The sequence below is a fragment of the Siphonobacter curvatus genome (assembly GCF_002943425.1).
Taxonomy (GTDB): Bacteria; Bacteroidota; Bacteroidia; order Cytophagales; family Spirosomataceae; genus Siphonobacter; species Siphonobacter curvatus.
Window position 1 is genome coordinate 3,625,707 of record NZ_PTRA01000001.1, and the last position, 25,403, is coordinate 3,651,109.

The 25,403-nt window shown below is 50.7% G+C and carries 23 protein-coding genes; 13 read left to right on the forward strand and 10 right to left on the reverse strand.

From position 1 onward, the window contains the following. Window positions 1-25 precede the first annotated feature (25 nt). The 5 genes from C5O19_RS14990 to C5O19_RS15010 all read left to right on the forward strand — a co-directional run bounded on the left by C5O19_RS14990 (window position 26) and on the right by C5O19_RS15010 (window position 6,865). Complete coding sequence (locus tag C5O19_RS14990; RefSeq protein WP_094813010.1) at window positions 26-589, forward strand: Crp/Fnr family transcriptional regulator; 564 nt, start codon at window positions 26-28, stop codon at window positions 587-589. Between the two features lie 284 nt (window positions 590-873). Further along, window positions 874-1,293 carry a hypothetical protein gene (locus C5O19_RS14995; protein ID WP_104713591.1) on the forward strand — a complete coding sequence of 140 codons (420 nt, stop codon included), beginning with the start codon at window positions 874-876 and terminating at the stop codon, window positions 1,291-1,293. 7 nt (window positions 1,294-1,300) lie between these two features. Continuing rightward, window positions 1,301-2,347: an efflux RND transporter periplasmic adaptor subunit gene (locus C5O19_RS15000; protein ID WP_104713592.1), complete on the forward strand. Its 1,047-nt coding sequence runs from the start codon at window positions 1,301-1,303 to the stop codon at window positions 2,345-2,347. A 77-nt stretch (window positions 2,348-2,424) separates the two neighbouring features. Then, window positions 2,425-5,520: an efflux RND transporter permease subunit gene (locus tag C5O19_RS15005; protein ID WP_104713594.1), complete on the forward strand. Its 3,096-nt coding sequence runs from the start codon at window positions 2,425-2,427 to the stop codon at window positions 5,518-5,520. A 28-nt stretch (window positions 5,521-5,548) separates the two neighbouring features. Next, window positions 5,549-6,865: a TolC family protein gene (locus tag C5O19_RS15010; RefSeq protein WP_094813001.1), complete on the forward strand. Its 1,317-nt coding sequence runs from the start codon at window positions 5,549-5,551 to the stop codon at window positions 6,863-6,865. A 100-nt stretch (window positions 6,866-6,965) separates the two neighbouring features. Here the strand turns inward: C5O19_RS15010 and C5O19_RS15015 are convergent, their stop codons facing one another. From C5O19_RS15015 to C5O19_RS15025, 3 genes are all read right to left on the reverse strand, one after another. Beyond that, entirely contained in the window at window positions 6,966-7,196 is a 231-nt protein-coding gene (locus C5O19_RS15015; protein ID WP_104713597.1) for a hypothetical protein, read from the reverse strand. Then, window positions 7,197-8,162: a hypothetical protein gene (locus C5O19_RS15020; RefSeq protein ID WP_104713599.1), complete on the reverse strand. Its 966-nt coding sequence runs from the start codon at window positions 8,160-8,162 to the stop codon at window positions 7,197-7,199. Between the two features lie 623 nt (window positions 8,163-8,785). Then, window positions 8,786-9,958: a hypothetical protein gene (locus tag C5O19_RS15025; RefSeq protein WP_104713602.1), complete on the reverse strand. Its 1,173-nt coding sequence runs from the start codon at window positions 9,956-9,958 to the stop codon at window positions 8,786-8,788. A 548-nt stretch (window positions 9,959-10,506) separates the two neighbouring features. Here C5O19_RS15025 and C5O19_RS15030 point away from each other — a divergent pair. From C5O19_RS15030 to C5O19_RS15040, 3 genes are all read left to right on the forward strand, one after another. Then, the gene (locus tag C5O19_RS15030; RefSeq protein ID WP_104713604.1) at window positions 10,507-10,890 is read left to right on the forward strand and encodes a hypothetical protein; all 384 of its coding nucleotides are present in this window, start codon (window positions 10,507-10,509) and stop codon (window positions 10,888-10,890) included. Window positions 10,891-11,084: 194 nt separating this feature from the next. Continuing rightward, the gene (locus C5O19_RS15035) at window positions 11,085-14,075 is read left to right on the forward strand and encodes an FAD-binding and (Fe-S)-binding domain-containing protein (RefSeq protein ID WP_104713606.1); all 2,991 of its coding nucleotides are present in this window, start codon (window positions 11,085-11,087) and stop codon (window positions 14,073-14,075) included. Between the two features lie 195 nt (window positions 14,076-14,270). Beyond that, window positions 14,271-15,119: a pirin family protein gene (locus C5O19_RS15040; RefSeq protein ID WP_207766412.1), complete on the forward strand. Its 849-nt coding sequence runs from the start codon at window positions 14,271-14,273 to the stop codon at window positions 15,117-15,119. A gap of 89 nt (window positions 15,120-15,208) precedes the next feature. Here C5O19_RS15040 and C5O19_RS15045 read toward each other — a convergent pair whose 3' ends face one another. Both C5O19_RS15045 and C5O19_RS15050 read right to left on the reverse strand, forming a co-directional pair. Further along, a complete protein-coding gene (locus tag C5O19_RS15045; RefSeq protein ID WP_104713610.1) occupies window positions 15,209-15,637 on the reverse strand; it encodes a nuclear transport factor 2 family protein in 429 nt (142 codons plus the stop codon). 81 nt (window positions 15,638-15,718) lie between these two features. Then, window positions 15,719-16,051: a tRNA-binding protein gene (locus tag C5O19_RS15050; RefSeq protein WP_207766413.1), complete on the reverse strand. Its 333-nt coding sequence runs from the start codon at window positions 16,049-16,051 to the stop codon at window positions 15,719-15,721. Between the two features lie 554 nt (window positions 16,052-16,605). On the opposite strand from C5O19_RS15050, the gene tsaB reads away from it, so the two are divergent. From tsaB to C5O19_RS15070, 4 genes are all read left to right on the forward strand, one after another. Then, complete coding sequence (gene tsaB / locus C5O19_RS15055) at window positions 16,606-17,295, forward strand: tRNA (adenosine(37)-N6)-threonylcarbamoyltransferase complex dimerization subunit type 1 TsaB (protein WP_104713615.1); 690 nt, start codon at window positions 16,606-16,608, stop codon at window positions 17,293-17,295. 5 nt (window positions 17,296-17,300) lie between these two features. Beyond that, window positions 17,301-17,816 (forward strand): DUF2480 family protein, encoded by a 516-nt coding sequence (locus C5O19_RS15060; RefSeq protein WP_104713617.1) that lies wholly within the window; start codon window positions 17,301-17,303, stop codon window positions 17,814-17,816. A gap of 168 nt (window positions 17,817-17,984) precedes the next feature. Further along, window positions 17,985-18,587 (forward strand): DUF4254 domain-containing protein, encoded by a 603-nt coding sequence (locus C5O19_RS15065; RefSeq protein ID WP_104713620.1) that lies wholly within the window; start codon window positions 17,985-17,987, stop codon window positions 18,585-18,587. Window positions 18,588-18,608: 21 nt separating this feature from the next. Beyond that, window positions 18,609-19,661, forward strand: a complete 1,053-nt coding sequence (locus C5O19_RS15070) for a glycosyltransferase family 9 protein (RefSeq protein ID WP_104713622.1) — start codon at window positions 18,609-18,611, stop codon at window positions 19,659-19,661. Between the two features lie 106 nt (window positions 19,662-19,767). On the opposite strand, the gene C5O19_RS15075 is transcribed toward C5O19_RS15070, so the two are convergent. The 5 genes from C5O19_RS15075 to C5O19_RS15095 all read right to left on the reverse strand — a co-directional run bounded on the left by C5O19_RS15075 (window position 19,768) and on the right by C5O19_RS15095 (window position 23,744). After that, on the reverse strand, window positions 19,768-20,193 hold the full coding sequence (locus C5O19_RS15075) for an organic hydroperoxide resistance protein (protein WP_104713624.1): 426 nt from the start codon (window positions 20,191-20,193) through the stop codon (window positions 19,768-19,770). Window positions 20,194-20,204: 11 nt separating this feature from the next. After that, entirely contained in the window at window positions 20,205-20,636 is a 432-nt protein-coding gene (locus C5O19_RS15080) for a MarR family winged helix-turn-helix transcriptional regulator (RefSeq protein WP_207766414.1), read from the reverse strand. A gap of 180 nt (window positions 20,637-20,816) precedes the next feature. Then, the gene (locus C5O19_RS15085) at window positions 20,817-22,217 is read right to left on the reverse strand and encodes a pyridoxal phosphate-dependent decarboxylase family protein (protein ID WP_104713629.1); all 1,401 of its coding nucleotides are present in this window, start codon (window positions 22,215-22,217) and stop codon (window positions 20,817-20,819) included. Further along, complete coding sequence (locus C5O19_RS15090; protein ID WP_104713632.1) at window positions 22,189-22,680, reverse strand: DUF1572 family protein; 492 nt, start codon at window positions 22,678-22,680, stop codon at window positions 22,189-22,191. The genes C5O19_RS15085 and C5O19_RS15090 overlap by 29 nt, the downstream gene beginning before the upstream one ends. A gap of 104 nt (window positions 22,681-22,784) precedes the next feature. After that, window positions 22,785-23,744, reverse strand: coding sequence for a DMT family transporter (locus tag C5O19_RS15095; RefSeq protein ID WP_243406389.1), 960 nt, complete (start codon window positions 23,742-23,744; stop codon window positions 22,785-22,787). Window positions 23,745-23,923: 179 nt separating this feature from the next. On the opposite strand from C5O19_RS15095, the gene C5O19_RS15100 reads away from it, so the two are divergent. Then, a complete protein-coding gene (locus C5O19_RS15100; protein WP_104714132.1) occupies window positions 23,924-25,363 on the forward strand; it encodes an aminotransferase-like domain-containing protein in 1,440 nt (479 codons plus the stop codon). Window positions 25,364-25,403: the final 40 nt, after the last annotated feature.

Sequence of the window (25,403 nt, forward strand, 5' to 3'; positions counted from 1 at the left end):
GGGCGTCGTTTCAAATCGGTTCCCTATGCATATTATTACCTTCCTTCAACAGCACTTACCCTTATCTGCGGAAGTCGTCGAAGAGCTTCAGAAAATTATTGTTCGGGAACACCTTCCGAAAAACCACGTGCTGGTCCGGCCGGGCCAGCACTGTCGACGGCTCTTTTTCATTGAAGAAGGTCTCATTCGGGAACATTATCAAAGCCTCTCGGGGAAAGAAACGACGTACCGCTTTCATACGGAAGACAATTTCGTAACGGCAGACGAAAGTTTCATTGACGGTCAACCCAGTCAGTATTACCTGGAAACCCTGGAGGAGACAACGCTGTGTTCCATCTCGCACGAAGACTTTGAGCAGTTGCTCAAACGGCATCCCCTTTTCGAACAATTGCACGTTCTGGTCATGCACCAGGTCATGCGGGAAATGAAGGAACGCATCACGGCCCTGCAATTTCAAACGGCCACCGAACGCTACGAGTCGTTACTCCAAAATCAACCCTCTATTTTTCAGCGGGTCAGCCTGGGCCATATTGCTTCGTACCTCGGCATCTCGCAGGAGACGTTGAGTCGAATTCGGAGTAAAAAGTAGGCATAGCCTAGAAATTTGAAGATCCGTAGCGGATGCGACGGATAACGAAGACTACCGTTCTTAATACCAGTCTTCCAAAGAAATATACTTTAGAAGCAGCAACAGAATCTACTCCTCTATAAAAATCACTTGATCTCCCCTTTCCAAGGAGCGAGTTGCCCGTAGCATCCGCTACGGACACCCAAATTAGTAGGTTCCGCCTACCCCCTTCGCTTTTTGACTTTTATCAAAGAGCCTGGCGTAATTCTTTCCGAGCTTTGCATGCACAACCCGAAAGCAGCGTTATGAATGCCCTGAATTTCACGCAGCAAAGCAGCCCTATACTGGATCGACACTGGATCTTTTTATCATCGTCGTACTCCCTGCATTCGCTGATTGATCTGATAAAAACTCTACTGAATCGTCACCAGCCGTGTACCGTCATTCATGGCCTGACTCAGTTGAATTCTCCGTTTTTTCCCGACGAGCTTACCCGTCTTGAATCGGCGTTTAGTGGCCTTTTGAAAACGTATTACGTATTCGGCAGTCCTACACCCGCTTATCCGGCGTTAGACCTGCTCGAATCCCTCACCAATACATTCCCGATATCGAAACTAAGTTTTCTTCTGACGGATACCGAAGAATGGGTGGATGCTGTCATTGAACACTTACTGTTTTTAGAAATCCCCAAATCACAAATTCACCTACTGGAAACGATTAATTAATGAAGTTATGAAACCCAAGCCTTATTTTTCCATCAGTGTAGCAGCCTTCGTACTCGCCAGCTGCCAGAGCAAACCCGCTCCTGAAACCGCCACCGCCGATCCGGCCGTACCGGTCATTACGCAAACGGTTAGTCGTTCTTCTTCAGAAAACCAGATTTCGATCAGCGGAAACGTCGAAGGCAACCGGACCGTCAAACTCGGTTTTCTCGTGGCGGGAAAAATCAACTATATCGCCGCTACGGAAGGCCAGCCCGTAGCCGCCGGAAAAGTACTCGCCAGTCTGGACCCTACCAGTTACCGGCTCGGCGTGGACGCGGCTACCGCCAGCGTCAATCAGGTGCAGGATGAGTATAACCGGCTCAAGCTTATGCACGATCGTAACAGCCTGAGCGATGCCGATTTCGCCAAAGTCTCCAACGGACTCAAACAGGCTCAAGCCCAGGCCGGACTCCAGAAAAAGAATCTTTCGGATACGAAGCTCTACGCTCCTTTCTCGGGTGTATTGCTCAAAAAGAATACGGAGATTGGTGAAATCGTAGGTTCGGGAATGCCCCTATTTATCGTCTCGGATATCCAGAAAGTAAAAGTCAACGCGGCTATTCCGGAATCGGAATTACAGCGGGTGAAAATCGGTCAGTCAGCTCAGGTGTACATCTCAGCCCTCGACAGCACCTTTACCGGAAAAGTGACCGAAGTAGGTTCCGCCGCCGATGCGACGACGCGTTCGTTTTCGGTGAAAATCGAATTACGCAATCCCAAGCTCCTGATTCGTCCCGGTATGGTGGCCGAAGTGAAGCTGCCTTCGACGCAGAAAACGGAATCACTGACCTTACCCGCCGAAGCCGTCTTGCACGATACTGATAATTCTTCCTACGTTTTTGTAGCTGACTCGCAGAAAAAGCAGGCCTTTAAACGTCGCGTATCCATCGGTCGCCTGCTGGATTCTACCATTGAAATTACTTCGGGTTTACAGCCGGGCGAGCTGGTCATTACGGGTGGACAGCAAAAAATCCACGACGGTTCTGCCGTTCAGCTTACCAATACGCAACTTTAACGTATACAAAAAGACGTTCAATTTTATTTAACGGACGTATACGCTTACTACTCTACAGGCCTTATCCAGTGTAGATCATGAATTTTGTCAAATCATCCCTAAAATATTCGCAGGTTACGCTGACGGTACTGCTGATGGTTTTTGCCGTTGGTGTACATTCCCTGCTGACCATGCCCCGCCGGGAAGACCCCAAGATTACCATTCGTACGGGTCTGGTACTGGCGTATTTCCCCGGAGCGAATTCCGCTCAGGTGGAAGATCAGGTTACCAAAAAGCTGGAACAATACCTGTTTCAGTTTGAAGAAGTGAAGAAATCAAAAACCTTCTCCACAACCCGCGACGGAGCTGTCGTGATTAATGTGGAGCTGGAGGATAAGGTGAAAGATCCGGACGTGTTCTGGAGTAAACTGCGGCACGAATTACTCGTCGCCAAAACGCTGGCTCTGCCCGAAGGTGTACGTGGCCCGATCGTCAACTCCGATTTCGGTGATACGGAAGCTTTGGTTATCGGGATCGAATCCGATCAGGCTTCGTACAACGAGTTGAAAGATTATCTGCAAAAAGTAGAAGATCAGCTCCGAACGTTGCCCGCCGTGTCGAAAATCAAACGCATTGGCGAGCAGAAAGAACAGATCGTCATTACGAGCAATTCCGAAAAACTGGCTCAGTACGGCATCAAGTTCACGCAGGTGATGAACGTACTGAAATCCCAGAATGCCATTAGTCCGACGGGAAATGTGAAAACCGGAACGGCGGAGGTACCGCTCTACGCCAACGGTGGTTACAGCACCGAAAGCCAGATTGCCAGTCAGATCATCGGTACTTCCAAAACCGGAGACGTGATTCGACTCGGCGACGTAGCCCGCATCACCCGTCAGTACCAGGACCCCACGAGTACGACAACCGTAAACGGACACCGGGCCCTGATGCTAGCCGTGGAAATGCACGAAGGAAACAACATTGTGTCATTCGGCAAGGACGTTGATGCTCAGCTGGAAGCCGTGCAGAAATTATTACCGAGTACGGTGAAACTGACTACGATTGTCAATCAGCCGCATCTGGTGGATGAGAACGTTGGTCACTTCATCCGGGAATTTTTCCTGGCCATTGTTTCAGTGGTGATTGTCGTGATTTTGCTCCTGCCCTTCCGCATTGCGGCGGTGGCAGCCATGGCGATTCCGATGACGGTTGCCGTCACTTTTGCCCTGCTGCACGCCTTCGGTATCGAGCTGCATCAGGTGTCGCTGGCGGCCTTGATTGTGGTACTGGGCATGGTAGTCGATGATGCCATTGTCATTGCCGATAACTACGTGGAACTGCTCGATGAAGGACTGGACCGCTGGACGGCCGCCTGGCGGAGTGCCAGTGACCTGGTGGTTCCCGTACTCGCGGCAACGATTACGATCATTGCTTCCTTTATGCCGATGGTTATTCTGTCGGGCTCGGTGGGTGAATTCATTTTTGCTCTGCCTATTACAGTAGCCATTGCCTTGTCGGCTTCGTTCATCGTAGCCATGATTTTGACGCCACTGCTGTGTTACACCTTCATCAAAAAAGGCTTACACGATCCTTCCGAAGCCAACAAGAAGAAACGTACGTCCCTGCTGGACCGGATGCAGAATGGCTACAACGCGGCCATCGACTGGTGCATGCGTCATTCCGGCGTAACGATTCTGGGCAGTTTGCTGACGGTTGCCCTGGCGGGTTTACTCTTCACCACGATTCGTCAGAAGTTTTTCCCAGCGGCGGAGCGAAATCAGTTCGTCGTGGAATTGTGGATGCCAACGGGTACGAAACTTGATAAAACCCGGGCGGCCATCAGTAAAATTGAAAACGTTGTCAAGAAAGATCAGCGGGTAACGAGTTACGCCACCTTTGCCGGAACAAGTGCTCCCCGATTCTATTACAACTTTTCGCCCGAAGTACCCGTCACCAACTACGCCCAGATTCTGATCAATACCACGGACATTGCCAGTACACAGGCGATGGCGGAAGAACTGACGCGTCAGGTCGATGCTCTGGTGCCCGAAGGACGTCCGCAGGTCAAACTCATGCAACAGGGTACGGTTACCAAAGCTCCGGTGGAAGTACGCATCGTGGGCGACGATCTGCCGACGCTCAAGCAAATCGGCGTACAGGTAGATAGTGTTCTGCGAAATACCCCCGGCAGTGCCATGGTGCGTACCGATTTTATGGAAGATTATTACGGGGTGAATATCAACCTCAAGGGTGAAGCCAACCGACTGGGTTTTACCACCTCCAGTATAGGGCAAACGATTTACGCCGGTTTCAACGGGGCTCCTGTGACCACCTTGTACGAAGGCACAACACCCGTGGATCTGGTGGTACGGCTGGACGAAACCAACCGCCGCAACTTCGATGATTTGCTCAACACGTACCTCTCCTCGCCCGTCACAGGAGCTTCGGTACCCTTGCGGCAAATCGCTGACCTGCAACCCGCCTGGCAAACGGGCCGCATCATGCACCGCAACGGCGTTCGCACCCTAACAGTACAAAGCGAAACGCAGGCCAATCTGCTACCCTCGGAACTGCTCAAGGCGGTTCAACCCAAAATTGAGTCGCTGAAATTGCCCGCTGGTTACCGCATTGAATACGGGGGCGAGTACGAAGGACAGAAAGAGACGTTCAGTCAGATGGTTGTGGTTATGGTGATCAGTATCGTCCTGATATTCCTGATTCTGTTGTTCCAGTTCCGGAATATCAAGGAAGCTTTTCTGGTAATGCTGACGATTCCGCTGAGTTTATTCGGGGCGTTTCTGGGACTGATTCTCACGCATAACAACTTTGGCTTTACAGCTTTCGTCGGACTGATTAGTCTGTCCGGGATTGTGGTACGAAATGCGATCATCCTCGTCGATCATACCAACGAACTGCTCAAACACGGCATGGACATTCCTACCGCCGCCGCCGAATCGGGGAAACGACGCTTACGTCCGATTTTCCTGACGGCCATGGCCGCTGCCATTGGCGTGCTACCCATGATTCTCTCGGGATCGCCCATGTGGAGTCCGTTGGCGAGTGTGATTGCCGTGGGCGTGGTCTGGTCGATGATTATGGCCCTGCTGACAGTACCCGTGCTGTACGTGAAAATGATTAAACCGAAAGACAAAGCGTATCTGATGAGCGTTGGCCGCGATACGCAACCCGTCTAAGTCTTTTCAACCCATTCCATTAAAACCCATGAAAAAGGTTTTGTTATACAGCTTTCTGCTCGGCTCGGCGTGGTCCGTCCAAGCCCAGGAAGTACTCTCGCTGGAAGAAGCCAAAAGTCAGGCTTTACAGCATAATCGCTTGCTGAGTATTCAGAAAGAGAAAGTCCGCGAAAGCGAATACAAAGTCACCGAAGCCAAGACGAAGAATAAACCACAATTTCTGGCTTCGGGCATGTACGTCTTCAACGGGATTACGAAAGATCTGGCGATTCCCGCCGGAGCCTTTGGTCAGGTGGGAGGCACGTATCTGCCGCAACAACCCGTTCCCTTATTTCAGAGTAAACATAACCTCTTTCTCGGCTCGGTTGGAGCGTACCAGCCCATTAGTCAGCTTGGAAAAATCAGGGTGGGTGTGAAAGCCGCCGAAGCCGACGTACGCATCGCCCAAACGCAGGTAACTAAAGCCGAGCTGGAGGTATTACAGGGCGTGGAGAAGCTGTATTACGGCGTGCTGATCGCTCAGAAGCAACTCGACGAAGCCAACGCCAATGTGCAGCTTACCCAGGCCAAGCTCTACGACGTAGAAAGTGCCCTGCTCGCGGGAAAAACCGACGAAGTATACAAAGTAGGTTTACAAGCCGATCTGGCCAACCAGCAGCAAAAAGTGGTGCAGATTCTGAACCAGATGGAAGATTATGAGGCGGATCTGAAAGTCGTACTCGGGGTGCCAGATACGGATTCCTTACGGCTCACTGACGTTAGCGTGGCTGGACTGGCCGTGCAGCCGTTGAATACCTATTTGGAAGAAGCCCGGCAATCCAATCCGGACGTAAAACTGGCGACGCAAACCATCGAAAAAGTGGAGTACGGCATTGAAGCCGCCCGCAAGGACAAGTTGCCTAACGTCGGCGTACTGGCTGGCTACAATTACCAGAACGTCATTTCGGATTTACCAGCGAATAATTATTTCCTGGGACTGAACGTAAGCTGGAATATCTATGATTTCGGCAAACGCCGTTCAGAAGAAAACCAGCGGCTTTCGCAAAAGAAACAGGCCGAAGCCTATCAGGCTCATACGCAGGAAGATGTAGCCGCTAAAATCAGTAAAGCGTACCGAAAAGTGACACAGTCGCAACGCCTCATTACGGTGGCCCAGCAGGCGGTTACCCTACGTCGCGAGGAAGTACGGATGAAAACCAATGCGAAAGAAGCGGGACTGAAACTGGAAAAAGATTTGCTGGAATCGAAGGCGAGTCTGGCGAAGGCGGAGCAGGATCTGTACGGGGCTCAACTGGCCTATCGGCTGGCCATTGCGGAATTGAATACGCTGGCGGGCATTCGCTAAAAAAACTTACAGGAAAGAAAACGGCGGGCGGAAGTTTGCCGTTTTTTTATAAATACATAGGAGCAACGGGCGGCAAGGGATTCGTTGCATCAGATCGTACTTATTTCAGCACGTAGGCATGGGCGGGCTCTCCCTTCTCGAGTTTGATACGCACGCCATCGATTTCTTCGGGTACACGCCGCTCCCAGTGTTTAGTCAGACTTTTCACCCGCACCAGGATATACTCTTTTTCGTTTTCCCGCCGGATTGCCAGTCCCAGGAACCCCTGCTCATCGCGGAGTTGCCGGGACAATTCTTTTTTGATTTCGCCTACCGTACTCATCATCTTCATTCATTTACTAAGGGTGACATTCAACGCCCGTAACACATTGGCAATGGGATTGGCAAAAGTCAGATTGCCGTCACCGGCAAACAACAAGCCGACGACTAATCCCGTTCCCGCTTCCACGATAATTGATCCCGAGTCGCCGGGCTGAGAAAATGCGTTTCCATCTTCCCCTTCAATTTCGATCTGATCCACGAAATAGGCCTGCTTGCGACCAAACGTGACGGGTAAATCCGTGGAAAGCGAAACAACCGTGCCCGTGGTATACCCCGTGGTGCGACCGTATTTTTCCACTTTCATGCCGTACGTGGGCGTGGTAATGCCCGTCAGCGTAGCCAGCGGCGGATTCGACGGAGGAAAGTTAGTGGAAACCAGCGAATTATCCAAAGGTTCTGCCAGAGCGGCATCGACTTCGTTGGTTCCGCTAAAATCGATGGGGACAAACCGGGCCAGCGTTCCTACCCGGCTCGCATTCGATCCGCCATCGCGGACGCCGGGTTGCCAGATGGGATCGCCAGTTTTCGCTTCGTTGCCATTGGCAAAAACGTGATTATTGCTGAGCCAGTACGTCTTTCCCTGATCGTATACGGTACAACCCAGTGTACCCGCCGATACAAGTTCATGCCCGATGGACACGCCATACCACAGGGGTCGCTGCGAGCGGCGGATGGGTTCATTGAAGGCAATGACCTGGTTGGCGTGAATCATGCGTAAATCCGGCTCGTCGACTTCCAGTACGGTAGCCAGAGCCGTAATTTCCTGCGGAGAAAGGGGATTTTGAACGAGCACGCGAATGTGATAATCCTCCGCCCCCTCCCGTCCAATACCGATTCCGGCAATGGCGGGCTGAATGAGACGCGTACTGCTTTCGAGCACCGTATCCAGTCCGAAGGCCCGCACGATTTTATGTTGAGTAGCCAGCAACTGGCCCGACAATACACTTTTGGCCTGTACGGCTTTTTGGTAATTCATACTATGCTTAGCAACAGGTTCCGCAGGAACGGCTGGTTTTTAATTCGTATGTAATCGAAGCTTAGTCATAAAAAACAATGACCAAGTAGTATTTCTAAGATCACTATTTCGTCCCGCTGAGACGGCTGGTCATTAGTCCATATACATTCTATGTCGGCACGCCCGCCGCTCACCTCCTCTGGCTCAAAGCCACCGCATTGCCGAGAAGCTAGGCGGCTTGAGTGGAATTCCGGCATGGGATGCCCCGCATGGGATGCCCCGCATGGAATGCGGTAGGACGGGGTGCGGGTTTAGCTCGTCCATGGGGATACTCGATTGTCTTGAACCTCTGACTAACCACCGTCAACAAACAACTTTCAAAAGATATCAGAGGATGAAAACCTCTCCCGCCCGTGAGCCATTCCATGGGGACCATCCCATGGTGGGAACAATGCGGTAGCCTGGAGCTAAGCTAGGCAGTTACGGGGAGGTCCAGCCTGGAAGGCTCACTGACTATTAGTCAACCCTGCCTGCGGTAGCAAATTCCGTCTAGGTGAATAACGAAGCTCTATAAAGGGGCTCACTGGTTACAGTAAGAAAGGCCAAACCCAGTCTTTATAAAACCTACTCTACAATTTCCTTAATTAACGAAACGCCCCATAACTACTCAGCTTATCCGCACGCAGCACCTGACCCGTGGCCTGAAACAGCATGTAGTTTACTTCTACCGAAGCATGATACTCGATCACCGCATTTCGCCAGAGGCGTTTGGTAATCTGATAGGATCCCTGCGAGGAAACCTGCAATCGTAGGTGGTACGCGGCAGGTTCCTGCAATAATTGATGAAGCTGTTCGATCTGTCGCAACGAGGCTAGCGTGGATACCGGACTTTCGGTAACCTGCAAGTCGGTCCAGATTTTTGTCCCCGTTTGCTGATACGATGCGAGGGCCGTTTTCAATGCATCAACGGTTTGGGTTCGTTGCCGGGCCTGAAACATTTTCTCCGCTTCGTTACCTGCCCAGGTAGCCAGATGTTCGCGAAAGGCTTCCAGATCCAGATTCATCTCCGTCATGCGTTCCAGTAGCTGGGCAAGTTCCGACAAGGTTCGTAACACTACGGATTCTGCCCCGACCCGAACAGGATATAGCCGTGGATAAAACAAAGTCACGGCAGCCTGACTGCTTTGCAGCTCCTTTTGCAAGAGAGCTACGGCGTCTTCTTCACTAAGCGTTACCGACTGACTCTTGATTTCCACTTCCTTCCGAAACAACTGCACCAGTTCAGCCAGTGATTGGACTACGCCCGTGGCCAAAGCCGGAGCCGCCAGCCATCCCATGCCCAAATTCTGACTTTGAGCCAGCGGTTTATTTTCCAGCCAGGCCCTACCCTGCTCCAGCACTTCGCTGGCTTGATCCAAGGTCGTTTGAATCGATCTATTCAGCGATTGAAGTTGCTGGAGTACTAATTGATACTTACTCAACGCCTGCACATCCGATTCCTGGTAGATCATCAGCCGGGCTCCCGCAGTCAGAATCGTCTGATTATCGGTGTACACCTGCCTCATCAGTACGCGTAATTGCTGATGAGCGGATTCGATGATTTGCGGGAATTGTACCCCTTCACCTACCAAAATACTTCCATTAGGTACGGGCAGGGGGTTTGCAGGCCGCTCGCCCGTAAGGGTTCTAATTTCGGCTACCCGGGTTTCGGCGATACGTTTTTCGGCTTCTACGCGTTCAGCCCGGGCTTTTGCCAGCGTGGCGGCCTGACGGGCCTGCTTCAATTCGGCATCTTCGGCGGGCGTAGTTCCTTCCATAGTAAGTAGTCAGAGGTTAAAGAACCGGGCAGGTATTGCCACCAAACGATTCATTTCTCAAAAGAGCTGATTACGGTTTAGAGATACAAGTTTTTAGGAAGAAATAAGGCAGGCGAAAACGATTTTGCCAATACCCGACATATCCGGAGTTATAGCCTGCCAAGCTCAATAAAATCCGTTGGAGTGATGCAAAAACAGCAAACGTTTCAAACTTTCTACGCTTTACTAAACCTTTTTCCACTCATCCCGGCAAAGTAACCACTCATCCCTGAAATCTTAAAAAAACAGCCCTGACTGCAACGTAGCCCTGATTGTCTGCATCCTTGGTGTGTAAATAAGGTTAGCCGTTTTGGAAAGCAAACCCCATCAATCACCGCTCATCCAGCAACCAAGCCTTACATACTACTTTGCATTGCATAGTACCTGTTTTCAACCCAACTTTGAATCATCAATCAGGCCAGTCGCCTTTGATGAATGTACCCAAGCCATGAATTTCTAACACAACTGATCATCTTTTTTTTGCCTGTCAATCTCAATCGATAAAAGCCATGAAAACTTCCATTCAATCTCTGTTCGCTCTTGCTTTCGCCTTCGTTACCCTGACTAGCTTTGCCGCTCCCACGGAAGATCCGAAGGAAACCGCTAAAACCTCCTACGCCGTCAATGTCTTCAAAGGCAAACAAGGCAAAGTCAACTTCCTCTTGGAAAAAGCAACGGGCAAGAAACTCACCGTATCGCTGCGAAATGCCAAGGGTGACATTCTTTTCAGTGAAAACATCAGTAAAAATGCTACCGGCTACGCCCGTCGTTTTGATATGAACGAACTAGCCGATGGTCAGTATCACATTGAAGTAACCGATGGTGAAACCATCGTCAAAAAAGACATCAGTCTTAATACTAATAAGCCCGCTCGCGTGGTGTTTGTGAATTAATTAATTTCCCTATATTCCTTCAATCGTGTCTGAATGCGCTCAGGCCTTTGTCCACCCGGCAAAGGCCTGAAACTTTTTTATAGGGGTTAATACAAATCGGGAACCCTCTTTTACAAAAGAATCTTTTGTAAAAACCCGACTCTTAAAAAAAGTCTATCGGTTACCTTTGCACCCCCGAAGCAATAAAACGTACTATGACTACAGCAACGGCTCGATTAATTACGAAGCCTTCTGTCCCGACCGAAGCTCTCCGTGACCTCGCTGCCCGCCTTGAAGGCGAATTCTATTACGACGAAACCATGCGTACGCTTTACGCAACGGATGCCTCGGCGTATCGCGAGTTTCCTACGGCTGTAGCCTTGCCCAAGACGCAGGAAGACCTTAAAACGCTCATCGCCTTTGCCCGGCAGCACCACACCTCGCTTATTCCGCGTACCGCCGGTACGTCTCTGGCGGGTCAGGTAGTGGGGGCCGGTATTGTGGTTGACGTTTCCAAATATTTTAATAAAATCCTGGAAATCAATCCCGAAGAGGGGTGGGTACGGGTACAGCCCGGCGTCGTACGCGACGAACTGAACCTGTTCCTGAAACCCTACGGATTTCTGTTTGGCCCCGAAACGTCCACGGCTAACCGGGCCATGATTGGGGGTATGGTGGGCAATAACTCCTGCGGTTCCAACTCCGTCGTTTACGGCTCCACGCGGGAACACGTTCTGGAAGTGAAAACCCTACTGGCGGATGGCTCGGAGGCAACGTTTGGTTCCCTTTCGGCAGCTCAGCCCCTGGTGCAATCTTTGCTCAAAGGTGATGCCTCCTTGCCAGGTATTTCCAATCCTTTCGAAGCGGACATTTATCGCAAGACCTTTGAAATTTTAAAGGATACTGCAAATCAGGAAGAAATCCGTAAGAACTTCCCAAAACCCAGCATCGAACGCCGGAATACGGGATATGCCCTGGATATGCTGCTCTACTGCGAGCCGTTTACGCCCGGAGGTATGGATTTCAACTTCTGCCAGCTCCTGGCCGGATCGGAAGGTACGCTTTGCTTTCTGACGGAAATCAAATTGCACATCAATCCTCTACCACCCAAGGAAGCGGGTTTGATTTGCGTACACTTCCATTCGGTCGATGAGGCCTTACGGGCCAATATCATCGCCATGCAGTATAAGCCATCGGCGAGTGAGTTGATCGACCATTATATTCTGGAGTGTACGAAAGAAAACATCGAACAGAGTAAAAACCGCTTTTTCGTGCAGGGCGACCCCGGAGCCATTCTGGTGGTTGAATTCCGTCGGGAAACGCGGGAGGAAATTCTGGAAGTTGCCGCCCGCATGGAAGCCGAAATGAAAGCGGCTCACCTGGGCTACCACTTCCCCATCCTGTTCGGAGCCGATACGGGTAAAATCTGGGCCCTGCGTAAAGCAGGATTAGGCCTGCTTTCCAACCTGCCCGGCGACGAAAAAGCCGTGGCGGTGATTGAGGATACGACGGTCGATATCCATGACCTGCCCGATTACATTCGGGATTTCAACGAAATTCTGGCTAAAAACGGCATGAGTGCCGTGCATTACGCCCACGCGGGTTCGGGCGAGATTCACCTGCGTCCGATCATCAACCTGAAGACCCGCGAGGGGAATCAGCAATTCCGGTTGATTGCCGAAGAAATTGCCAAACTGGTAAAGAAATACGACGGTTCGCTTTCGGGTGAACACGGCGATGGGCGTCTGCGAGGCGAGTTCATTTCCTGGATGGTGGGTGAGAAAAACTACGCCCTCATGAAGGAAGTGAAGCGGATGTGGGATCCGGAAAATATTTTCAATCCCGGAAAAGTGGTCGATACGCCGCCCATGCATACCTTTCTGCGGTACGAACCGGGTCAGCAAACGCCGCATTTCCAGACCTTTTTCCGGTATCAGAATCAGGACGTGCTGCAACACGCCGAGCAGTGTAACGGTTCGGGCGACTGCCGCAAGACGGAGTTGAGCGGCGGTACGATGTGCCCCAGTTTCATGGCGACGCGAAACGAGAAGGAAACGACGCGGGCCCGGGCCAACATCCTGCGGGAGTTCCTGACCAATTCCACGCAAACCAACCGTTTTGCCCACGACGAAATCAAGGAAGTACTCGACCTCTGCCTGCTCTGCAAGGGTTGCAAGGCCGAATGCCCTTCGAACGTGGATATGGCGAAACTCAAAATGGAGTTTTTGCAGCATTACTACGAAGCCAAAGGCGTACCGCTGCGTTCGAGGCTGGTGGCTAATTTCACTTCGCTGAATAAACTGGCTAGCCTGGCTCCCTGGGCGTATAACGGCATTTTTGATACCCCGGCCTTGCGACGCGTGGCGAATAAAATGGTCGGCTTCCACCCGGATCGTACCATGCCTTTGCTGGCGAAACAAACCTTTATCAACTGGTGGAATAAGGAAGCCAAAACGAAAAAACCGTTAGCTCCGAGTTTCTACCTATTTGCCGATGAATTCACCAATTACAATGACGTGGAAATTGGCAAGAAAGTGGTACAACTCTTTGAGCGACTGGGTTACAATGTGCTATTACCCGGCGAAAACATGCAATCAGGCCGGCCTCAGTTGTCGAAAGGTTTACTGAAAATGGCGAAAGAAGTAGCCAACCGTAACGTTCGGCTGCTGCGTACGCTTATCACGAAAGATACGCCGCTGGTGGGTGTAGAGCCTTCGGCCATTCTCACTTTCCGCGATGAGTATCCTGATTTAGTGGATGAGGAATTGGTTGACGATGCTAAGGCTATTGCCTCGCATACCTATACGTTCGAGGAATATCTGGCCCAGGAACTCGACGCCAAACGCATCAAAGCGGACCAGTTTACGACCGAAAAACGGCTGATTAAACTGCACGGGCACTGTCAGCAAAAGGCCATGAGTTCGCTCGTACCGAGCAAGAAAATTCTGTCGCTACCCGCTAACTACGAGGTACAACTGATTCCCTCGGGCTGCTGCGGTATGGCCGGAAGTTTTGGGTACGAAGCCGAGCATTACGACGTTTCCATGAAAATTGGGGAACTGGTTCTTTTCCCAACGATTCGTAAACAACCCGAAGACGTGATCATCGCCGCAGCGGGTACGAGCTGCCGCCACCAGATTCACGATGGTACGGGTCGGGAAGCTCTGCACCCGGCGGAGATTTTGTGGAATGCGTTGGCTAAATAGCCCGTTTACTACAACCATCCCTTAGCATTTCCTAGACGAAAAGCCTCGCTGTTGCTCCGTTGTTGGGGCACCGGCGAGGCTTTAAGCTGCTACCTTCTGGAGTTTTGGACAACCCGCAGGTTTCTGCTACTGGACGAGACGAAAGTGAACCAAAACCCCAGAAATTTATTTATATGTATATACACACATTGACCTATGGCACTTCGCACCATTCATAAACTCATTCATCCGCAGCCTCGCCCAATGGGGCCGCTAACGATGCACCAACCCCTACCCACTGCCGGAATTGATCAAATTGATCCGTTCCTGTTACTGCACCACCACGGTCCACAAAACTTTCCTGGTCGCAACAGCGGCTTACCCTTTGGCCCCCACCCCCACCGGGGTTTTGAAACCGTTACCTTCATTTACGAAGGTGATGTGCAGCACCGGGATAGCAGCGGTTTTGCCAGTACGATTGAAAGAGGGGGCGTTCAGTGGATGACGGCAGGGAGTGGGTTGATTCACTCGGAAGGCTCATCGCCTGAATTTCGGCAAAAAGGGGGTCCTGTTGAACTCATTCAGCTATGGACTAATTTGCCCGCTCAATTCAAAATGGTGGCTCCTCACTACACGGGGTTACAGCAAAAAGACATCCCGACCGTAGCCCTTGACAAAGGTATTGCAGCGGTGGTTTCGGGAACCTGGGAACATACGCAGGGGCCCATTCAACCAATTTATGAGGTTGCACTAGCAAACATTACCCTGGAGGCGGATGGAAGTTTCACCCGTACCATCGAAGCGAACCAGAATATTCTGTTCTATTTACTCAATGGAAGTATTACCGTCAACGGAACGGTCATTAGTGGTCGAACGCTGGTCGTTTTTGCGAACGAGGGGGAAGAAATTCAGGTACAAGCCTCGGCCTATTCACGGATTCTTCTGGGTTCGGCCCTGCCCATCCAGGAACCCGTCGTCACGCACGGGCCGTTTGTGATGAATACCCGGGAAGAAATTCAGGATGCTCTGTACGATTACCAAATGGGTAAAATGGGAACACTGTAAGTTTTCAGGGGTCCGCCGCGGCGGTTTAGGGTTTTCAGTTTTCAATGCTTGTCACAGAAAACTGAAAACCCCAAACCGAAAACGCTAAACTAAATCTTATACGCCTGCCTGCCCAGTAGTAGCCACTTCCCTTTTTCCTTCACCCACGTCAGCAGTACGCCCAGTTTGACTTGTCCCGCCTGCCCTTTATTGGCCGTTTCTCCCGCGAGCGTATGCCGTACCAGAGCGGTACTGCCCACTACCGTAATGGTTTGATCACTTAGGTTAATGGATTTAAAGACGGAGTTTCCATTCGTCAGATTTTCGACAAACAGAGCCTTATCTTCAATCAAACCGCTTGAATGCCCGTAATTAAGCCGATCATGGGTAATGGCCATCAGATCAGCTTTATCTCCTTTAATCATGGCCGCTTTGAGTTGTTCAACGGCCTGCGTTACGGCGGTTTCCTCTTTCGACTGAGCCATAGCCGTCAGGGTTAGTAGTGCCATACTCACTACCAGTACTAGCGTTTTTTTCATAACGATCCGGTTGTTTGGATTTACTCGTCCAGAGGTTTACTCAGAGAAGACGGATAAAAACGCTTCCTCCCTCATTACTTTCTACATCAATCGGGTGCCGTTGGGTACCGGACGTTCGGGTTGGGTTAGTACAATCGCTCCGTCAGCATCAGGAAAGCCCGTTACCAGTACTTCTGAAAAAAAGTTAGCAATCTGGCGGGGCGGGAAGTTAGTCACAGCGATCACCTGTTTTCCAACCAGTTCTTCCTTGGTATAATGCACTGTAATCTGGGCCGAAGAACGTTTTTCACCCAGTTCAGGGCCGAAATCAATCCAAAGCTGGTAGGCTGGTTTTTTAGCTTTAGGAAAATCTTCTACGCGAAGAATCGTACCGATCCGTAATTCTACGGCTTCAAAATCATTCCAGGAAATCATAGACAATAAACGAGCTAGAGAAAGGCACAAAAAAAGCCTTTTCGTTAGAAAGGCCAGCACAGAAAGGGCTAAAAAAATAAGTCTCCGATCCGAGAAACCCGAATCGGAGAGCGGCGTCTATCCAACCCACGTTATACCCGATCTGCAGACGCAGCGAGATCGAGTGAGATCTTTATGAATTTCCCCGAAGGGAGTCAAGGCATCAGTAGATATACGAAAAACGTATTCTGTAAAAATACCGATTTTCAACTACTAGGCTGATTACGGCTGTTTTACTCTGCAACGTTACAAGATTTTTCTCACATTTATGCGTATTATTCCTAAATTTTTTTCAAATTAATGTATCAACATGCGTCACACATCCTAAATAAGCTTTTTTACTCAAAAGTAAATTACAGTTATAATTTCTCATTCCTTATCAAGGTACCTGTTTCTTTTAAAATTAGGTTTTTATAACAATATATTACCCAAAGTACATTTCTAAATTGATCATATATTCCCTTAGAAGTTTTTTAGTAGGCTAAAAATCATTTTAGTGGGCTTATTTTTGTTCCATGCTTATTCTTTCTATAGATACATCTACGCGGGTTTGCTCCGTAGCATTGCATCAGCAAGGTGAATTATTGGGCTGTTATGAACTGTTGACAGAAAAGACCCATTCTTCCCTACTAACCACGCTTATTGAAAATGTAGTAACACAGGCGGGCTTTTCACTCGCTCAACTTGATGCCGTGGCCGTAGCCAAAGGGCCAGGTTCGTATACGGGATTACGCATTGGAGTATCCACGGCGAAGGGCCTTTGTTATGCACTGGATAAACCGCTCATTGCCATTCATACGCTGGAGGCCATGGCGGCTCAGTTACAGCCTTTTTATCCGGCTACCCACGTGCTCTGTCCCATGATTGATGCCCGCCGAATGGAAGTATACTGTGCCGAATACGAAGGAAGTACCCGGCAAGTTCTACGTACTACGGAAGCCCGTATCATTGACGAGCACAGCTTTGCGGAACTTTTACAGGAGCGTCCCGTTGTATTCTTCGGCGATGGAGCCGCTAAATGTCAGCCCCTGCTGGCGTCCTATCCCCAAGCCATTTTTCCATCAGTGAGCATTCATCCCTCGGCTACGACGGTAGGTTATCTGGCAAAAGAAGCATTTAGTAAGCAGGCTTTCGAAGATTTAATTACGTTCGAACCCTACTATTTGAAAGAGTTTATGGGCACCTTGCCCAAAGCTAAATTATAGTTGACATGGAAACACCGGAAATTATCAACCGGGTCGCAACATCGGGCCTGGTTACGTTGGATTTGGAAACCTATTATCATTCGGGCGAACGAGTCATTTATGACCTCAAGGATAACCTCTTTATGGAGGCCATTCTGCGGGAAAAGGATTTCCGGGAGTTTCTTAAATCCCACGACTGGAGCCAGTATACCGGAAAAAATGTGGCGGTTCTCTGTTCGGTAGATGCTATCGTACCGACCTGGGCCTATATGCTTTTGGCTATTCACCTGGAGCCTTTTGCCCATACCGTTGTTTTTGGCGATGCCCAGGCCCTGGAGGATAAACTCTTTTACGAAGCACTCGAGCAGATTAATCCGGAAGATTACCGCGGAGCCCGCGTAGTAGTGAAAGGTTGCAGTACCTATCCCGTACCCGTAGCGGCTTACGTCGAGGTTGCCCGAAAACTTCGTCCGGTCGTGCAGACGCTCATGTTTGGCGAACCTTGTAGTACGGTTCCTCTGTACAAGAAAGCGAAAGCTTAGCAGACAGCGGCCCCTTGCTAGACAGGGGACTTCTTTGCTTTTTAACAAAAGAAGCACCTAAACCCATCGGTTTTCATTTCTTAAGAAATATGGGCTTTCTGGGGCTTTACCCAAGCAGGGTGTGACTTGCTGCTTTCTTTTCGGTACTTTTGCCGAAAGTTTGTACGCATGAACGCTACCCTAGCTAATACTATTTTCCGCCAGAGCATTGACGTGTATCACCAGGCGGACCATGTTGATACCCCCATTCAGAATCCTTACCCGGCACAAAGTATGGAGGCCCTGCTGTACCAGAAAAACTGGATTGATACGGTACAGTGGCACCTGGAAGATCTGATTCGCAGTCCAGAAATCGCACCGGAAGAACTGGTTGGATTAAAACGTCGGATCGATCAATCCAACCAGGATCGGACGGATACGGTTGAACAAATGGACGACTGGTTTATCGCTCTATTGGGCGATGCTCCCCGCAAACCAACGGCCCGTTTGAACTCCGAAACCCCCGCCTGGCTACTCGACCGAATGTCGATACTTCAGTTAAAAATCTACCATTTCCGTGAACAGGCTCAACGTACGGAGGCCTCCGATGAACACCGGCAGAAAGCCCAGCAGAAACTACAACTGCTGCTCGAACAGGAAACGGATCTGGCTCAATGCTTCGATGAATTGCTCGAAGATATTCGCAACGGTGATCGTTTTATGAAGGTATATCGGCAGATGAAGATGTACAACGATCCTACCCTAAATCCCGTTTTGTACCAGCAGAAGTAAGCAGCGAGCCTACGCGGAGTGATGAAGCAATTACTTATTTTCCGGTTTTCGGCCATGGGCGACGTGGCTCTGTTGACGCCCGTCGTACGGGCCATTGCCGAAGCCTACCCCGACCGGCAGCTTACCGTCGTCACGCGGCAAAAATTCGCCGTCTTTTTCGAAGGTCTTCCGGGGGTACGGGTGTTCGGAGCTGACCTGGACGGTCGACACAAAGGCATGGCCGGCCTGTACCGCTTGCACCTTGATTTAAAGCAAGCCGGTCCTGTTGAGTACATCATTGATACGCACCAGAATTTACGGACGGCGATACTAAAAACGTTCTTCCGGTTTTCGGGAATTCCCAGCGTTACGCTTGATAAGGGGCGGCAGGAGAAGAAGGCGTTGACCCGACAGGAAAATAAAATTCGTCGTCCCCTGCCTCACAGTATAGAGCGGTACTTGGATACGTTCACCCGGGCGGGCTACACCGCTACGCTCGGAGTAGCCCCGTACTTTGCAACTTCCGCAGAAACTGAGGTACAGGCTTTTCTGAAAAACATTTCCGCTAAAAAAAGCAATGAAGTATGGCTGGGCGTTGCTCCTTTCGCTCAGCACGAGCCTAAAATGTGGCCCTTCGAACGTATCCAACCAACCTTGGAGCTTATTCGTCAGCAACGACCGGTGCGGATTTTTCTCTTTGGCGGCGGATCAGCCGAAGTTGCTCAGTTACAAACGCTGGAGAACGCCTTTCCCGAAGCCATTCTAGTAGCCGGAAAACTTTCCTTCCGGGCCGAACTCACGCTGATTCGTCAGCTTGATCTGATGCTTTGCATGGATTCCGGGAATATGCACCTGGCCGCGTTGAGTGGCATACCCGTACTTTCGATCTGGGGAGCCACACATCCCTACGCGGGTTTTGGCCCCTGGGCTCAATCCGAGGCGAATATAGTCCAGATTTCACCCGATGAATTGTCCTGCCGTCCCTGTTCCGTATTTGGGAATAAACCTTGCTTTCGGGGCGATTTAGCCTGTATGCATTGGATTACGCCCGAACAGGTAGCCCAGCGGGCTCTACAATTACTCGACAGCCATTAAAAGCAATCGGGTCCCGTTGGTAGACAGGACCCGATCATACGCCTTTACGTTACTAAAAGTAGCTCCCGTTGGCGGACAGGTTCCACTGGGCACTTATCTGATTTACTTATTCGTTCGTCGTTACGGCTAACGTTACCTCCACGTTGTTGCGAGTAGCGTTTGAGTACGGGCATACCTGATGAGCTTTCGCTACTAAAGCTTCGGCCGTAGCCTGATCCACCCCGGGTACGTTTGCGTTCAAGGTAACGGCCAGTCCAAATCCACCGGCATCGTTTTTACCAATGCTTACTTCCGCCGTAATCGTTGTCATGCCTGCTTTTACTTTTTCAGTACGGATAATCAGACTTAACGCACTGTCAAAACAAGCCGCGTAACCTGCGGCAAACAATTGTTCGGGATTGGTATACGCTCCACCGGAACCGCCCATTTCTTTCGGAACTCGCGTTTCCAGATTCAATACGCCATCACTTGATTTTACTTGACCGTTGCGTCCACCCGTGGCAGTTGCTTGGGCCGTATACAATTTTTCCATGGTTGTTGATTTTACAATACTTGCGTATGCTGTACTAAAAAATGTTGCAATTGCTCCCGTAGTTGCATAGCCTGTTCAGGCTCCAAATGCAGGCAGCTAAGTAATTGATTGGGAATAGCCGCAGCCTGAGCTTGCAGGTCTTTTCCGGCTTCCGTTAACGTGATGTTTACCACTCGTTCATCGTCGCTGCTGCGAGTACGGGTTACCAGATTTTTTTCCTGCATTCTTTTCAGCAAAGGCGTCAACGTACCACTGTCCAGCCAGAGTTGCTCCCCTAATTCCTTTACCGTCACCGACTCTTTTTCCCACAATACCAGTAATACCAGATACTGCGGATACGTCAGCGAAAGTTCCTCCAGCAAGGGACGATACAACCCCGTAACGAGCCGGGACGCCGCGTACAGCGGAAAACAAAGTTGCTGATCAAGCTTGAGCTGTTCCATATTCATTTACAACTGCAAATATATTGTACACAATTTAATTTTAAACAACTAATCCATATTATTTTTAAACAATCCATAAATCGATTGTTTACGATTACCTATAGTATTGGTTGTCAACACACTAAAAAAAAGAAGCCTGTCGATCTCTCGGCAGGCCCACACGCTTGTTTTCAGGCTCTGTTAGGCATTCAATACCTGCAAAACGCAGGACAACTCTTCCAACGCTTCGTCTACGTGCGATTCAGTAGTTCGGAAATTAACGAAAGCGGCCCGCAGGCAAAACGTGCCTTCCAGTAGCGTTGGTGTTATAAATACCTTCCCTCGCTGATTCAGCAAGGCTAAGAATTCAGCGGCCCGTTCGGGCATTTGGCGAAGCGTAAAACAAACGACGTTGAGCCGCACCGGAGCTACCAGCCGGAAATCTGTACTGGTTTCGAGGGCCTCGCCCAGTCGCTGGGCACAGCGTACGCTCTGCTCGACCCTATCCGCAAAACCCGCTTTTCCATAGGCCATGAGACTAAACCAGGCGGGTAAAGCCCGGAGTCGACGGGAGTTGTCAGGTAGAAAATTTAGATACGAAAAATCCTCGTCCGGATCACCCAGGTACGGAGCATTGGAATTCTGGAAGGTTTGTACCTGCAAATGCTGATGTTTCCGCTGCGTGAAAATGACGGCACTATCGTACGGAACATTCATCCACTTGTGGCAATCGACGGTGATACTGTCGGCATTTTCCCAGCCCCGCAAGCGGTCGGCGTATTGGGGTGAGCAGGCCGCAAACCCGCCAAAAGCCGCGTCTACGTGCCACCAGAATGGGTACTGCTGCCGGAGTCGCTGTACGCCGAGGAAATCATCAAAATCGACGGTATTTACCGTTCCGGCACTTGTACTGACAATGATGGGCTGGCCCTGATACTGGCGGAGTTTTTCTTCCAAGTCTTCCAGATCAACGGCTTCACGATCCGGGAGTGTCCGCAGTTTGATCAGGCGATTACTACCCATTCCCAACATCGCCATGGCTTTGCGTACGGCCGAGTGCGGGGTAGCCGCCAGAACGATGGGTTGCACGGACAGGCCTTTCCGAGCAATATCCTGACCCATTTGTACGCCTGCCCACTGCCGGGCTACGGCTAGACCCGTGAAAATGGACATCGTCGCTCCCGATACAAACCCACCCGTGAAGGTATCCGGTAAGCCCAGCAGCTGCCGCATGCTTCGAATCGTTTCGACTTCCAACTGGGCAGAGCGATCACCCGTTCCCTGAAGGCTCTGCGGATTCGCGTCAAATACGGACGTGAGCCAGTCACCCGCCATAGCCGCTGGCGTGGTACCACCCACCACATAACCCCAGTACCGGGGGCCAGCACTAGCTACCATCCAGGGCTGGTAATGCTGGCGGAAAAAGGCCAACGCCTGAGCGGTTCCCCAACCCGCTGCGGGCAATTCAGCCGAGACGAAATCCTGCAGCTGCGGGCTGGTTGGTACGGATTCAATATTCTGAAGATAGGCCGTAGCCTGGGACCGGACTTCTGCCAACAGGTCATCCCACTGCTCAATGTCCGTTTGCAAAAATGAATTCATGGCTTTTACTACAGGAACGTTTGAAGCTGAACCGGCGATGGTAATTCATTTGTCCGGTATGATAGGCCAGATGCATAAGCAGATGCGTTAGGGCTACGGCAATGCTTTGCCCGGGGGAAATCGACAGCACCTCCGCTGGGTACGGAGCTTCGAGGTCGTCCACCTGCTCGATGGACTGCCGAATCAGGGCGGGCAAAGCATTTACTTCCGTTAGTAAGGCGGTACGTGAAAAAACTTGCTGCGTAAACTCGGCTTCGCGGTTGCGTTGGTACGGCACCTTACCCAGCGTCAGGCCAATATAGGTTTTCAGATTACCGATCAGGTGTTGCCCCAGATGTCCGGCGGAATTAATGGTTCCGGGTACTACCGCCCAAAGCGTTTCTTCATTCGGATAGGCCTGCAGTTCACTGGAAAGTTTGGCCAGTTCACGATCATAAAATCGGATATAGTCGGCTTTGGTCATGATTGGAGGAATGATAGAAGGACTGACGATCTTTTTGTTTTATTTAACCGGCATGGGTTGAATAGACTTTCCTACCCATGCTGTTTTCATTCAATGAAAAGGACTTACGCCTCCGCTGCTTCGACAAGCAAAGCTCTCTTTTTCTCCTGCTGTCGTCGGTACCCCTGATTGACCAGATACACGCCCACCATGGTAATAGCAAAGGCCAGTCCCGTAATCCAGGTGACGTGTTCGTGCAAAATCAAATAACCTAAAACAATGGCCACCAGCGGATTAATGTAGGCATACACCGAAACTAAACCCGCGGGCAACTGGGACATTGCGTACAGATACGACACAAACGCAACGATCGATCCGAAGATAATTAGGTACAGCAAAGCCAGCCCCGAAGTCAGGCTCAGCGAGGGCAGGTGCTGCCAATCTTCCGCCAGAGCACTGAGTACCAAAAGGCCCGTGCCTCCGACCAACATTTGAATAGCCGCGTTGAAGAAGGCATGGGACTGAGCCCGGTGCGTTTGCGTATACAGCCCCCCACTCGCAAAAGACAGGCATGAGAAAAGCGTTACGCCAATGCCCATCAGCGACTTCCGATCGGCCATGAAGTTCATGTGATCGCGAAAGACCAGTAGTACACCCAGAAAACCCATGAGCATCCCCAGAACGATCCGGCCATTGAGCTTATCCTGCGGTCGGATGACGAGTTGAATGAGGATGGTAAACAAAGGAATCAGCGAGCAAATGAGAGCCGCCAGCCCACTCGGAATAAAGCGTACGGCCCAGCCCACGATACCCGTTCCGAAGGTAATCATACACAAGCCAGGAATGATTTGCAGTTTAATATCGGACCATCCGCCGGGCACGGCCCGGTATCGGATCACGACAAACGTGAGTAACAACAACCCGGCTGCCGTATTTCGAAGAGCCATAAATAACAGAGCCGGAAAGCCCGCCACCCCAATACGGGCGGCCAGGTAGGTCGTGCCCCAGAGGAAACAAATGGTAGCCAGAGCTACATACGCTTTTTGAGTGTTTCGCATCGCCGTAGTCAGGAAAGTACGCCGCAAAACTCGGGTTTCTTTCCAAGCGAAAACAGATGCAGATTTTTAAAATATAAGCAGAACAGATTTACTTCCATTATACCAGAAATCTTCGGTATGATTCTCAGTATGAAACCCATACTTTCAGCTTCCGGCTTTTACCTTTGTACTCCGAACAGATTACCATCGCTGTCTTTTATTTCGTTATGGCGAACGCATCCCTTACCGAAGAGTTTCTATACGTTCAGGTAGCCGAACGGCTGGAAAAGCAAATGGAGAGCCAGGTTCTCAAGACGGGCGATAAACTTTTATCTCTGCGGGCTCTGAGTCTGGAACAAGGCATCAGTCTGAGTACTGCCTACAAAGCGTACGTCGAACTGGAAAATAAGGGCCTGATCGAAGCCCGGCCCAAGTCCGGGTATTTCGTCCGGTATACGTCCAGGCGGGTACCGCAGCTCCTGCCCGCCCCGGCCGTGAATCGTTCGCCGGAAAAGGTCAGCGTCGACGCCATGATTCGCCGCGTGTACGACAACCTTTCGCAAACCGATGTAGTCAAGTTGTCGGTAGCCACCCCGGCTCTGGAACTCTTACCCGAAGCCAAGCTCAACAAAGCCATGCTGGAAGCCCTCCGGCAAAACCCCAGCAGCTGTACGGCCTACGAAGAACTACGCGGCAACCTGACCTTACGGAAACAGATTGCCAAACACGCCTTCAACTGGAATGGCACCCTTACGGAACACGAGGTAGTAACCACGCAGGGTTGTATGGAGGCTCTGGTCTTCTGTCTGAAAGCCGTTACCAAACCCGGCGATACGGTAGCCATTGAAAGTCCGACCTACTTTGGCATTTTCAATGTCATGAAAAGTCTGGGGCTGCGGGTACTCGAAATTCCTACCGATCCTACCGAGGGTATTCGAATCGATTTGCTGGAACAGGCTTTGGAAACAACGTCCATTGCGGCCTGCCTGTTCGTTCCTAATTTTTGTAATCCGGTGGGAGCTTTGATGCCCGATCACCGCAAGAAGCAGTTGGTCAAACTGTTGGCTTCGCGGGAAATCCCGCTGATTGAAGACGACATTTACGGAGAAATGTACTTCGGTAAAACCCGGCCCCGTACCTGCAAGAGTTTCGATACGCAGGGACTGGTCATGCTCTGTTCATCGGTATCCAAAACGCTGGCTCCGGGGTACCGGGTGGGCTGGTGCATTCCGGGCCGTTTTCTCGAACAGGTCCTGAGTGTTAAACTCATGCATACGGTGTCTTCGGCTACGCCTACGCAGGCGGCCATTGCCATTTTTTTTGAAACGGGTCGGTACGATTTACACATGCGAAACCTGCGAAAAGCCCTCCACACGCAATGTTTGCGGTATTTACAGGCTATTGCCGACTATTTCCCCAGAAGTACGAAAGTCAGTCGTCCGCAGGGTGGGTACGTTTTGTGGATTGAGCTGGAAGCAGGCATCGACGCGTTTGAAGTATACGAAAAAGCCTGGCTCGAAAAGATTAGCATTGCTCCGGGGCATATCTTCAGTACGGATGCCCGGTTTACGAATTACCTGCGAATCACATTTGGGGCTCCGTATACGCCAGAAATCGATAAAAGTCTGAAGAAACTGGGACGCCTGATTGAGTCCCTGCGGAAATGAACCATTCCTATAAACTCAAACGTCCCGCCTGAAGCAGGCG